This window comes from Bacteroidota bacterium (assembly GCA_036522515.1).
GTDB lineage: Bacteria > Bacteroidota > Ignavibacteria > UBA10030 > SZUA-254 > VBOC01.
The window spans coordinates 103,222-115,714 of record DATDFQ010000015.1 but is presented as its reverse complement, the minus strand read 5'-3'; the positions used below and the strand labels follow the sequence as shown (position 1 = coordinate 115,714).

The window sequence follows — 12,493 nt, the reverse complement described above, 5'->3', positions numbered from 1 at the left end:
GCAACTTTTACCACCGCTTTTCGTTAAGAGGGGTAATGCTGTGGGATCCCCTCTTGCCACTTAACCACCGAATCACAGGAGTTCACGCGATGAAACAGGTTTCCGCTCTCGCCTTTCTTATAGTATTGACCATGACCTGCCGAACGGCGTCGCCGGGGCAGGATTCGAAAACCATCACGCTTCAGAGCGCAATCGATATGGCGGTCGAGCACAACATTTCGGTCATCCAGGCCCGCAATTCCGTCGAGGCGTCGCAGTCGGCCAGGCAGGCCGCGGTCGGGGCGATGCTCCCGAGCCTCGATCTTTCCGGGAGCTTTTCACGCTCCCAGACCTGGAGCACCCAGGAGGCGGGCGTGGTCTTCTATCAGGGAATCCCGATCTCGGTGGGGGGAGGAACAGGCTTTCGCGCGAGTAATTCCTTCAGCAGCGGGATCTCGAGCCAGGTCGTCCTGTTCAACGGATTCGCCAATTCGTCGAACGTGAGCCGCGCCCAGTATGCCGCGGCCTCGTCCGACTACAACCTCAGCCGCACCGAGCAGGCGGCGATCTATCAGACTCACCAGCTCTATCTCGGGGTCGTCCAGACGTTCCAGCTCCTGAAGGTGAACGAGGATAATCTCAAGAGCGGCGAGCGGCAGCTCGAGCGGATCGTCGAATCGAACAAGGTCGGGGCGGTCGCGGTGGCGGACGTTTACCGGCAGAAAGTCCAGGTCGGGTCGGACGAGCTCGCCCTGATCCAGGCGCAGAGCAACCATGAGAAGGCGAAGGCGGACCTGATCGCGTTCCTGGGGATCGACTTCAATCAGGAGTACAAATTTGATTTCACCGGAATCCCGGACAGCATCGACACGACGGAATTCGCGCAGCTCAACGCGCGGTATGCGAACTTCGACGAGCTCTGCAAGTCGGCGATCGAAAAGCGGCCCGACTACCTGGCCGCGGTGGAGAACCTGAACACCGCCGACGCTTCGGTCACCATGGCCCGCGCCGGGTACCTGCCGACGGTGAGCCTGAACGGCTCCTACGGCTACAACAACACGGAGCTGAGCAACCTGACCGACAACCGGAATCTCTATTTCGGCTTCAATATCAACCTCCCGATTTTCAGCGGCTTCTCGACGCAGAACCAGGTCGAGCAGGCGCAGGTGCAGAAACGGAACGCGAACGAACAGGTCAAGCAGGATCTCCGGCAGGTGAGGGTCGACGTGCGGAAGGCGCTGCTGGACCTGGAGTCGTCCGAAAAGCAGGTTTCGGTGACGCAGTCGAGCGTCGTGTCCGCGGAGATGGACAGAAAGATCGCGGAGGAAAAGTATAACCTGGGGGCGGGAACGCTCCTGGACCTGCTCGTCGCCACGGCGAACTATACCACGGCGCTGAGCAACAAAGTTAACGCCGTGGTCGGCTATCTCCTGTCGAAAAAGCAGGCTGAGTACGCCCTCGGAACGCTCTCCAAGTAACAGTCGTCCTTCAGAAGGGATTTCAAATGGCAAACATAAAGTCGCGAAAGAAACTCATCATCTTCTCGATCATCGGCGCTCTCGTGATCGTGCTGACCCTGCTCGTGATCATGGGAAGCAAGAAAGAGGTGGTCATCTCCGTCGAGACGGAGAAGGTCGTGAGGCGGACCATCACGCAGACCGTGACCGCGACCGGGAAGATCAATCCCGAGGTCCAGGTCGTGATCACGCCCGAGGTGAGCGGCGAGATCATCGAGCTTCCGGTGAAGGAAGGAATGAAAGTGAAGAAGGGCGATCTCCTGATGAAGATCAAACCCGACATCTATCTCGCCGAGCGGGATCGCGCGAGCGCGCAGCTCAGTTCGGCGAAAGCCAGCCTCGTGCAAAGCGAGTCTCAGAACAAGCGGGCGAGCGACCTCTCCAAGAAGGGGCTGATCTCGACCTCCGAGCTCGAGGCGGCCAGCACCGGGTACCAGGTGGCGAAATCGCAATACGACCAGGCGGACGCCGCGCTGAAGCAGGCGCAGGAGAGCCTCCGCAAGACCACGATCTACTCCCCGATGGACGGGACGATCAGCGGCCTGAAGGTCGAGCTGGGCGAGCGGGTGCTCGGGACGAGCCAGTTTCAGGGAACCGAGGTGATGACCGTGGCCGACCTCTCGCGCATGGAGGCGCGCGTCGATGTCGGAGAGAACGACATCGTGCTGATCTCGATCGGGGATACGGCGCGGATTTCGGTGGACGCGCTCCCGGACCGGAAGCTGACGGGGGTCGTCTATGAGATCGGCAATTCCGCAAAGACCAAGGGCCTCGGCACGCAGGAAGAGGTCACGAATTTCGAGGTGAAGCTCCGCATCACCGACAAGGACGTCGTTCTGCGGCCCGGTATGTCGGAGACGGCCACGATCGAGACGGAGACCAAGAGCAACGTGCTCGCCGTCCCGATCCAGAGCGTCACGATCCGGTCCGATAAGAAGGACAAGGAGAAGATGGAGCCTTCGGAGTCCGACCAGCTCGCCGCCAACGATTCCAAGATCAAGCAGCAGAAGAACGAAAAGCCGCAGGAAGTCGTCTTCGTGGTGGACAACAGCAACGCGAAAACCATCGGCGTGAAGCGTGGAATCTCGGACGATTCCTACACCGAGATCGTCTCGGGTCTCGCGGAAGGGAAGGAAGTCGTTTCCGGAAGCTATAAGGCCATCAACCGCGAGCTGGAAGACGGCGTCAAGGTCAAGGTCGACAACAACAAGAAGAAGTCCCCGACCCCCGGCGCGAAGTAAGGCTCTTTTCAATTACTCGGAGCAATCATGGCACAAGACATCGTCATCAACCTGCAGCAAATCAAGAAGAGCTACGACATGGGGGGCGCCGAAGAGGTTCTGGCGCTTCGGGGGGTCTCGGTCCAGATCGTGAAGAACGAATACGTCGCGATCATGGGACCGTCCGGCTCGGGGAAGTCGACGCTCATGAACATCATCGGGTGCCTCGACACGCCGACATCGGGCCTCTACGAATTCAACGGAATCAACGTGAGCGAGATGAACGACAACCAGCTCGCCAAGATCCGGAACAAGGAGATCGGGTTCGTCTTCCAGACGTTCAACCTCCTCGCCCGGTCCGACTCTCTGCATAACGTCGAGCTCCCCCTGATCTACGGCGGGGTGGCCGCGGCGGAGCGCAAGCGACTGGCCCGCGAGGCCCTCGAACATGTGGGGCTCGGCGACCGGCAGCATCACAAGCCGAACGAGCTCTCCGGCGGCCAGCGCCAGCGCGTGGCCGTCGCCCGGGCGCTGGTCAACAAGCCGTCCATTCTGCTCGCGGACGAGCCGACGGGGAACCTGGACACGAAAACCGGCGAAGAAATCATGCTCCTGTTCGAGCACCTCCACCGGCAGGGGAACACGATCATCCTCGTCACGCACGAGGAATCGATCGCCGAACACGCGCACAGGATCATCCGCGTTCGCGACGGCATGGTGGAGAGCGATGTCAAGGTGGACGCCCGCAAAATTGTCTCGTCCAACGCCTGAGGGATCCTCATGCATTTCCTGACTGAAGTCAAAGAGGGCATGCTCATTTCGTTTCGCGCGATCCGCGCGAACAAGATGCGCTCGGTTCTCACCACCCTCGGCATCGTCATCGGGATCGTATCGGTGACGATGATGGCGACCGCCATCGAGGGGGTCACGCGGTCCTTCGAGAAGAGCGCCTCGGCGTTCGGATCGAAAGTGCTCTACATCCAGAAATTTCCCTGGGTCGGCGGGGACGACTGGTGGAAATACCGTAACCGGAAGGATCTGCGCGTGGAATTCGCCGACGGCGTCGCCCGGCAGGCGACGCTCATCGACGCGATCGCTCCCGCGGCGAGCACCTCCAAGGACGCGCGCTACGGATCGCGGATCATGCTCGGCGCCTTCGTGACGGGGACGACCAACCAGTACCAGGAAGCCTCGGGCACCACCATCATCGACGGGAGGTTTTTCTCGCAGGATGAATCCGACGGCGGCCGGCCGGTCTGCGCGATCGGCGCCAACGTGGCCGAGACGCTCTTTCCGTCGGTCGATCCGATCGGCCAGACCATCAAAGTGGGGGGGTTCCCCTATACGGTCCTCGCGGTGTTCGAGAAGCAGGGGGGCCTCTTCGGCGCCTTCACATCGGACAACCGGATCTACGTTCCGATCAACGCGTTCCTGACGCAGTTCGGGACTCACCGGGATATCACCCTGAACGTCCGGGTGGCGAAGGCCGCCGATATCGACGACGCGAAGGAGGAGCTCCGCGGCATCATGCGAAAATTGCGCCATCTCGCGCCGCTCCAGGAGGACGACTTTAACATCAACGAGCAGGAGCAGCTCACACAGGTCTTCGGAGCGATCACGGCCGTGATCGCCGGCGTCGGATTCTTCATCACCGGACTCTCCCTCTTCGTCGGGGGAATCGGCATTATGAACATCATGTATGTTTCGGTCTCCGAACGGACCCGCGAGATCGGCATCCGCAAGGCGATCGGCGCGTTCCGGCGGACGATCCTGCTGCAGTTTCTGGTCGAGTCGGCCCTGATCTGCCTGATCGGAGGGGTGATCGGGCTCGTGATCGCCTACCCGCTCAGCCTGATCGCGAACCAGATCCTACCGACGGCGATGCCGGTATCGGTCGTCATCATTTCGCTCCTCGTATCGCTTCTCGTCGGCGTGGTGTCCGGGTTCCTCCCCGCGTTCCGGGCGGCGCGGATGGATCCCGTGGAGGCGCTCAGATATGAATAAGGAGGTCCGGCAGTGAGCCGCACATTTGAAACCGTCGTCCATGAGATCCGGGAAAGCCTGAGCATGGCGCTCGTGGCGGTCCGGACGAACAGGCTTCGCTCGATCCTGACGCTGCTCGGTATTTCGGTGGGAGTGTTCTCGATCATCGCGGTGATGACCGCCATGGGGGTGCTTGTAAACGGCATCGAAAGCGGAATCAGCCAGCTCGGAGCCAACACCTTCCAGATTCAGCGAACGCCGATGTTCCGCTCGAACAATCCGCGCGAGCGCGCGAAGATCAGGGCCCGCAAGAACATCAAGATCGACCAGGGGCTCCAGGTCAAGGAGAAGACCTCTCTCGCAAAGGCGGTGGGACTGGAATCGTGGGACTTCGGGAAGGTCGTCGCGAGCCCGCACGGACAAAAGACGAACCCGAACATCTCGATCGGCGGCGAGGACATCGAGGGGTTCGCCACCAACAACTGGGATATCGGCGACGGCAGGCTGTTCACCCAGGACGAGCTGAATTCGAACAAGAATGTGGCGATCCTCGGGGGCGGCGTGGTCCAAAAAGTGTTTCCCAAAACGGATCCGATCGGCCAGACGGTCCGGATCGACGGGCATGAGTACGAGGTCGTCGGCGTGATCGAGTCCAAAGGGGGGATGCTCGGCGGCAACGAGGACAATTTTGTGGCGATCCCGCTCACGACGTTTTTCGACGCCTACGGCAAGGACCGCGATATCCACATCATGGTGACGGCCCGGGGATCCGACTCCTACGACGATTGCATGGAGCAGGTGCGGGGGATCCTCCGGACTGCGCGGCGGGTGGCCCCCGGCGACGATGACGATTTCTATATTTTTTCAAACGATTCGGTGATCCAGTCGTTCAACGATTTTACGAAGTACGTCCGGCTGGGAATCATGCTCATCAGCGCGATCGCGCTCATCGCGGCCGGTGTCGGGATCATGAACATCATGCTCGTCTCGGTGACCGAACGGACGCGCGAAATCGGCATCAGGAAGGCCATCGGCGCGCGCCGCAACAATATCCTGACCCAGTTCATCCTCGAAGCCATCGTCCTCAGCCAGCTCGGCGGGATCATCGGGATTGTCCTGGGGATTGCCGGCGGCAATGTCGCCGCGATCCTCTTGAGCGTTCCCCCCATCATCCCGTTCGATTGGGCGGCGATCGGTTTCGCGATCTGTTCGATCATCGGAATCGTCTTCGGGGTCTACCCCGCGTGGAAAGCGTCGAACCTGGATCCGATCGACGCTCTCCGGTACGAATAGGGCGGGAGCTCCCGCCCCCCGGTTCATCCCCGTTCCCGGGCCTCCGCGCTTCAGAGCCCGCCTGTTTTCCTCGTTTTCCTTGCATATGAACAATTTTTAACTTGACTTCCCCCGGCGATCGGGCTATCTTATTACAGCGCCCGCAGATCCGTCCATCCACGGATATACCTATGAGGAGACAACCCATGCGAACTTTACCACTGAGAGACCACTTGAATAAACTCTACGCTATCGTCGGAATCCTTTTTACGGCGGGCATTTTGGCATCCTCCGCGGCGATCGCACAGCCTCCACCGCAACCGGTCTACCGAACCTTCAGCCAGACGGAATTCGCGTCGAAGAAGCTGAATCAGGTCGGAAAGGTCGAGGCGACCAGGGCATGGTTCACCTTCCGGAACGATTCGGATTTCGCGGTGAACAGCCTCCACGTGAAATTCAACGGCCACGTGGTCGTTGTCGAGGATTCCGGTGGATTTACGACCGTCGTCACCGGCGAAAAACAGAGCCTCAGTTTTACCGGCAGGACCGTTGCCGCCCACGACTCCGTGACGCTCAGGTTCCTCTTCAAGAAGGGGGTGCCCAACGCAAAGGCCGACAGGTGGTGGTGGGATATCTCCGGCACCCGGGCCAGCACGGTGAACAAGGATTTGGAAGCCACGAACATCTTTCTGCTCCGGAAGCAGCCCGGCGGAGGGAATGTCTTCGAGTTTCTCTACAAGCACGAGGTCCGCAGGCCGCAGGGGCTTCTCTTCGGGATGAAGACCGACACCCTAGGCGTGGGATGGATCCGGTACAAATCGGCCGACAGGAAATTCTTCCCGCATACCGACAGCTCGCGTTGCTTCGACTTCATCGAGACGGGCGAAGGCGGGCAGCGCCCCTTCATCGGCGAGTTGAAAAACCCGCACGTGAAGAAACACAATAACCACCTCCTCGGCGAAGTCCACGTGCTCCTGCTCGCGGTGATCGCGAACGATTCGGGCGTGACGGCCCCCTTCGACGGCGGCGCCACCCGGCTCGGCGATCTGATTTATAACGATCCCGGGAATCCGGGCGATCCGTCCAACAACATGACGATCCGGGAGATCATCGCGCTCACCGATTCCGGGCTGACCTATTGCGGACATTTCACGGCCCCGTTCTACTTCGGGCAGGATTCCGCCATCAGCAGGATCAACAGGGCGTTCGACGGGCCGATCGTTGCGGTCTCGTTCAGCCCCCTGAGGATCGACGGGACGCAGCCCTTGCCGCCGTTCCTGCATCCAAATCCGCTGGCCGCGCCCGTCACTCCCACGTTGTCGCGGTACTCGATCCTCGACGACACGCCCGACCAGTTTACGATGCGGCAGAACTATCCGAATCCCTTCAACCCGACGACGACGATCGAGTTCAACCTGACTCAGCCGAGCCTGGTGACTCTCAAGGTTTACAACGTGCTGGGGCAGGAGGTGTCGACGCTGCTCGATCGTGAGTTGCTGCAGGAGGGGGAGCAATCGTACGAGTTCGACGCGAACAACATGCCGTCCGGGGTCTACTTCTACCGGATCCAGGCGTTCGGCGCGGGGCAGAATAACCAACAGTTTCAGGCGGTCAGGCGAATGGTGCTGCTCAAGTAGGGCGGCGACGCAGCGCACGTGGATAAAAAAAACCCGGGACCAGATCCCGGGTTTTTTTATGCGATGCTTCGCTTCTCTTCGCTTCACTGCGTTTCGCTCAGACCGCAGCCTGAAGGCTGCGGCTACCGATACATTGTCATCCTGAGCGAAGCGAAGGATCTTGTTCGTGGATCGGGATCCTTCGGTCGCTACGCTCCCTCAGGATGACAATGCCCCCTACGCCTTCATCCGCATCCCTTCTTCCTCGAAGCTGAAAATCCAGCCCGCCAGCTTCCCCGGGTCGATGTCGCGGAAATCGTTCCAGTACTTCCGAGTGTACATGAACTGCGAGCTGGTATCGGGGGCCCGGACCTCGTCCACCATCCGCATGATTTTCCGGAGCCGTTCCTTCCACCGGCGCATGTTCGCAACCCGCAGGTCGATCCATCCGTCGTGCGACCAGAGGTCGATGCTCTTCGCGGTGATCGGAACGTACTTCTCGCCCCGGTCGGGAGGTATCTTGATCTCGTTCGCCCGGAGGAGGGACTTTCCGTCGGGCAACAGAATCGGAATGCCGATGGAGATGATCCGGGAGCGGAGCTTCCTGTCGGTCGAGATCAACCGGAGAAGCTTCCGCGAGAGGTCCGTCGCGCTGGTGTCCAGCACCGTCTTCGCATTCGCGCAACAGAGTTCGAGGAGGTGCGCCTCGTAGAGGAGCTTCGAGAGGCGGGGCGGACCGAGAATCTCGAAAGCGATGCTCCGGACGCCGTGCCTCCGCTCGAGCTCCTCCAGGCGCTGCTTCGCGCCGTGGAACAGGTAGCCCGCCCGGTAGGTGGGGGAGAGGGTCGCGTTGTCGAGCGCGTTGATGATGTCATGCCCGGTGTTCCCTCCCCGGATTTCGTAGATCACGTCTTCGGCGATCTCTTCTGCCGTCACGAACTCCATCTGCCCGGGAGTGGCGATGGTCTCAAATTCCCCCCGGGAGAAAAGCCCGTTCTCTCCGGTGTCGATGAAGACGGATTTGAGCGTTTCACCCGTCGCGCGCGCTCCGTTCGCCATGTTGAGCTCGAGGGTCTTCCCCAGCTTCACGGCGCGTCCGGGGGGGCAATCGAACAGCCTGACGGGAGCCCCCCTCCGCTTGATTTCTCCGTACGTGATCCTTTTCCAGGCGATGGCGGCGGTCGGCTTGATCTCCTTCGTGATCGGCGCATCGGGAGTCCGGCCCATCAGGAAGAGGAGCAGGGTGTGGGCGCCCGCGACGGCGGACTTGCTGAGCAGGACGCTGGACGGCCTCTCCTCGCTGTGGGTGTAGGGGATGTTCAACCCCATCCCTCCCGTTCCGCTCGTCCCGATTTTCAGATAGATCTTCGTGCCCGACTTGTGCATGGAGCGGTAGAGGAGTTGGACATGCCGGATCAGCTGCGGGATGTAGAGCGTGCAGAGGAGTTGTTCCGTCACGCGCCGGAGGGCCGCGCTGTTGTCGGATCGTTCGTTCTTCTTGATCTGCTGGAGGACCCTGCGGGCGCCCCGGAAGATGTCCTGGTAGGCGATCGCCGTCGCGGAGTTGATGCAATCGATGATGATCTCGGGCTTATAGGCGTCGATCAGCCTGAAGATGGTCGAGCGGCGTATCGTCTCCTCGGTCAGCTCGCCCAGGTTGTCTTCGATGAGCATCGCCCGCATGGCGGGGTCGTCGATCATGTCGTCGCGGCGCGTGTCCTTGAGCGTTTGGCGCACGAAAATATTCCCCCACCAGGGGACAAAAAAGTTCTTCCCGAGAGAGGGAAATTCCTTCCGCAGCGACCGGGCGGCCTCTTCGGCTTCCGACTGGAGGAGGGAGGTGACGATGATCCGGCGCGGCCGTTCCTCGACGAGTTTCCGGCAGATGGCGCAACCGACCAACCCGCCGCCTCCGAGAACGAGGACGGTGCGGTTCTTAATATCCATGTGGTACCCTGGCCCCGGCTCCCGGCCTGCGATCCGAATCCGGCCGCGCGGCCGGGGACGCGCGGTGAAGCGCCGCCGTCCCGGTCATGAAGTCTTTTCGACGAGAAGCGCGGTCCCGTACGCAAGAACTTCGGTCACGCCGTTCATGACCTCGTTCGCGTCGTACCGCATCCCGATGATCGCGTTGGCTCCCATCTGGCGCGCATGCTCGACCATGATCAGGTAGGCGTCCTGCCGGGCCCTCTCACAGAGTTCCTGGTAGATGGAAATGTTCCCTCCCACCAGGGTCTGGAACGCCGCGCCGATGTTGCCGACGATCGAGCGCGAGCGCACGGTAATCCCCCGCACGAGCCCGAATTGCCTGACGACCCTGTACCCTTCCAGCGTGAAAGCGGTGGTGATCAGAGTATGGTCCATTCTAGTCCGCCCTCATTTAAGTTTTATCGATTTCACGCACTTCTCGAAGACCGGAAAGTACACGTCTTTCTGCGGCGTATACCAGTTGAGCGAGATCCGGACGACCTTGTCGTTCTTCACGGCGAAGTAGGCCCGGCTCGAGATGTCCTTGACGGGCGAATAATCGACCCAGTAGGCCGTGGCTCCGTCGATCGTGGTTTCCCCGGTCCCCTTCGACTTGTACTTCCCCTTGTTCTGCGCCCAGACCTTGTCGACCGTGAGTTTCTGGGCTCCGAAGACGTCGATGTGGATGCTGCAGTCCTGGCGGTCGGCGCGCAACTCGAGAACGTAATCCTTGCCCTTCGCCGGGACGCTGGCAACGGCGAGATTATCGGGATACTGCATGCTGAAGACCGGCGAATTCGAGACCGTCTCCAGATTCGCCGAGGCCTGCCACACGTCGGGTTTCTGCGCGACGACGGCCGGTATCTGGAACGATTTCAGGACCGCGTCGAAGACCGCCTCGTGGGCGGCGAATTGGTCGCCGTAGCCTTTGAACTCGAGCTTATAGACACAGGTGTCGCCGGGCACGAAGATCTGGTATCCGTAGATGTTCGTCTTGTTGGTCGCCTTGATCAGGTAGGGGACTTTGGGGGATTGTTTCCCCCCCGCCGTCACTTCCTGGTCGGCGCTCAGCTCCATCGCCGACTGCTTCATGTCGTCTTTCGCGGCCTGAACGATCTGGGCGAGGGGCTTCCCCTCATACCGGATGACCTCCACGCTGACGTCTGCGCCCGGTTCACCGGAGGTCGGATCGAGAAAACGGTTCAACACTTCCTGAGATTTTACGAACACCGGCTTTCCCGTGGTGCCGAGTTGTCTCCACTCCGCCGGATACTGGATTGAGAACCCGTACCCCGCGTCGCGGTATTCGCTCATCTGCCCGACCGCAACGGGGCCCGTTTTTTTCTCGCACCCCGGAAGGAGCAGGATCAGAAGGAACGTGGTGAGGGCTAAGTGTTTCATCGAAGACTCCCTGATGAGTTGTGATCGACCTTTGTTCATTTGGGAACTACCGTATCGTACCAGAATTTCTTCCCCCGGAGACCGACCTCGTCGACATGGACATGCTTCGATTCCATGTACTCCTGCACTCCTTCTACGCCGAATTCGCGCCCGATTCCGCTTTGCTTGTACCCGCCGAACGGGGCTTTCTCCGACAACAAATGCCACTCGTTGATCCAGACCGTCCCGGCCCGGAGCCGCCGGGCGACCTCCATCGCTTTCTCCGGGTCGCGCGACCAGACTCCGCCGGCGAGGCCGTACATGCTCTCGTTCGCCATCGCGATCGCTTCGTCCACGCTCCGGTAGGGGATCACCGAAAGGACCGGGCCGAAGATTTCCTCCCGGGCGATCGTCATCGAGTTCCTGACTCCGGTGAAAATCGCCGGCTCGATGAAGAACCCGCGCCCGAGGCCGGGGGCCTCCGGCTTCCGCCCTCCCGTGACCAGCGTGGCGCCCTCCTCGGATCCGCTCCTGATATAGGCCATGACCCGCTCGCGCTGTCGCTCCGAGATCACCGGACCCATGTCTGTCGCAGGATCCATCGGATCTCCGAGCCTGATTCTCTTCGTCTTCTCGACCATCCTCGAGACGAATTCCTCACGGATCCCCGCGGGAAGGAAGAGCCTCGATCCCGCTTCGCAACACTGCCCCTGGTGATAAAAGATCGCGTATAACGCGCCGTCGACCGCGAGATCCATATCCGCGTCCTCCAGGACGATGTTCGCGGATTTGCCCCCGCACTCGAGCGTGCAGTTCTTCAGCATCGACGCCGCGAGTCCCATCACCCGCCGGCCGACTGCGGTCGAGCCGGTGAACGATATCTTGTCCACCATGGGGTGCTTGACGAGCTCTTCGCCGGCTTCCTCCCCGAACCCGGGGATGATATTGACGACTCCCGGCGGAAAGCCGGCCGCCTGCACGATCGACGCCAGTTCCATTGCGGTGACGGGCGTCAGCTCCGACGGTTTGAGAACGACGGTATTGCCGGCTGCGAGCGCGGGTCCGAGCTTCCAGATCGCCATCTTAAGGGGAAAATTCCACGGGATGATGGCTCCCACCACACCCACGGGCTCGCGGACCACGAAGTTCCGGCTGACGCCGGGCCTGGAAAGGCCGTCGATCGGCTCGGTGAAATCGGTCGAAGCGACCTTCGAAAAGTAATTGACGGCGCGTGCGCTGAGGTGGACATCCTCCCTGGCTTTTCGGATCGTCGAACCCGAATCGAGGGACTCGAGCTCCGCGAGGGAGTCCTTGCCGGCGTTGATCGCGTCGGAGACCGCCTTGAGAAGCGATCCCCGCTCGGCTCCGGTCATCCTGCTCCAGGGACCGTCGTCGAACGCCTTACGCGCGGCCGCGACGGCCTTCTGAACGTCCGGGGCTCCTGCCCGCGCCACGCTAGCGACGACTTCCTGATTGAAGGGGTTGATCGAGTCGAAGCGCTCCTTCGACCCAGATTCGACGAATTCGCCGCCGATATACAGAAGGTATTCGCGCATCC

General features: G+C 61.0%; 10 protein-coding genes. 6 read left to right on the top strand and 4 right to left on the bottom strand.

Translation table 11 applies throughout. From position 1 onward, the window contains the following. Positions 1–131 precede the first annotated feature (131 nt). The 6 genes from VI215_02060 to VI215_02035 all read left to right on the top strand — a co-directional run bounded on the left by VI215_02060 (position 132) and on the right by VI215_02035 (position 7,608). On the top strand, positions 132–1,457 hold the full coding sequence (locus tag VI215_02060) for a TolC family protein (GenBank protein HEY6191091.1): 1,326 nt from the start codon (positions 132–134) through the stop codon (positions 1,455–1,457). A 26-nt stretch (positions 1,458–1,483) separates the two neighbouring features. Continuing rightward, complete coding sequence (locus VI215_02055) at positions 1,484–2,737, top strand: efflux RND transporter periplasmic adaptor subunit (protein HEY6191090.1); 1,254 nt, start codon at positions 1,484–1,486, stop codon at positions 2,735–2,737. 27 nt (positions 2,738–2,764) lie between these two features. After that, a complete protein-coding gene (locus VI215_02050) occupies positions 2,765–3,487 on the top strand; it encodes an ABC transporter ATP-binding protein (protein HEY6191089.1) in 723 nt (240 codons plus the stop codon). Between the two features lie 9 nt (positions 3,488–3,496). Beyond that, complete coding sequence (locus VI215_02045) at positions 3,497–4,720, top strand: ABC transporter permease (protein ID HEY6191088.1); 1,224 nt, start codon at positions 3,497–3,499, stop codon at positions 4,718–4,720. Positions 4,721–4,732: 12 nt separating this feature from the next. After that, entirely contained in the window at positions 4,733–5,992 is a 1,260-nt protein-coding gene (locus VI215_02040; protein ID HEY6191087.1) for an ABC transporter permease, read from the top strand. A 212-nt stretch (positions 5,993–6,204) separates the two neighbouring features. Next, entirely contained in the window at positions 6,205–7,608 is a 1,404-nt protein-coding gene (locus VI215_02035; GenBank protein HEY6191086.1) for a T9SS type A sorting domain-containing protein, read from the top strand. A 216-nt stretch (positions 7,609–7,824) separates the two neighbouring features. Here VI215_02035 and VI215_02030 read toward each other — a convergent pair whose 3' ends face one another. From VI215_02030 to VI215_02015, 4 genes are all read right to left on the bottom strand, one after another. Continuing rightward, positions 7,825–9,534 carry a short-chain dehydrogenase gene (locus tag VI215_02030; protein HEY6191085.1) on the bottom strand — a complete coding sequence of 570 codons (1,710 nt, stop codon included), beginning with the start codon at positions 9,532–9,534 and terminating at the stop codon, positions 7,825–7,827. 84 nt (positions 9,535–9,618) lie between these two features. Then, positions 9,619–9,951 (bottom strand): YbjQ family protein, encoded by a 333-nt coding sequence (locus VI215_02025; protein HEY6191084.1) that lies wholly within the window; start codon positions 9,949–9,951, stop codon positions 9,619–9,621. Positions 9,952–9,963: 12 nt separating this feature from the next. Continuing rightward, the gene (locus tag VI215_02020; protein ID HEY6191083.1) at positions 9,964–10,956 is read right to left on the bottom strand and encodes a PsbP-related protein; all 993 of its coding nucleotides are present in this window, start codon (positions 10,954–10,956) and stop codon (positions 9,964–9,966) included. Positions 10,957–10,991: 35 nt separating this feature from the next. Next, on the bottom strand, positions 10,992–12,491 hold the full coding sequence (locus tag VI215_02015; protein HEY6191082.1) for an aldehyde dehydrogenase family protein: 1,500 nt from the start codon (positions 12,489–12,491) through the stop codon (positions 10,992–10,994). Positions 12,492–12,493: the final 2 nt, after the last annotated feature.

Bases quoted from the DNA above. Each gene is read 5' to 3' on its own strand.
- VI215_02060 (HEY6191091.1), top strand. From the start codon at position 132: ATGACCTGCCGAACGGCGTCGCCGGGGCAGGATTCGAAAACCATCACG.
- VI215_02055 (HEY6191090.1), top strand. From the start codon at position 1,484: ATGGCAAACATAAAGTCGCGAAAGAAACTCATCATCTTCTCGATCATC.
- VI215_02050 (HEY6191089.1), top strand. From the start codon at position 2,765: ATGGCACAAGACATCGTCATCAACCTGCAGCAAATCAAGAAGAGCTAC.
- VI215_02045 (HEY6191088.1), top strand. From the start codon at position 3,497: ATGCATTTCCTGACTGAAGTCAAAGAGGGCATGCTCATTTCGTTTCGC.
- VI215_02030 (HEY6191085.1), bottom strand. From the start codon at position 9,534: ATGGATATTAAGAACCGCACCGTCCTCGTTCTCGGAGGCGGCGGGTTG.
- VI215_02025 (HEY6191084.1), bottom strand. From the start codon at position 9,951: ATGGACCATACTCTGATCACCACCGCTTTCACGCTGGAAGGGTACAGG.
- VI215_02020 (HEY6191083.1), bottom strand. From the start codon at position 10,956: ATGAAACACTTAGCCCTCACCACGTTCCTTCTGATCCTGCTCCTTCCG.
- VI215_02015 (HEY6191082.1), bottom strand. From the start codon at position 12,491: ATGCGCGAATACCTTCTGTATATCGGCGGCGAATTCGTCGAATCTGGG.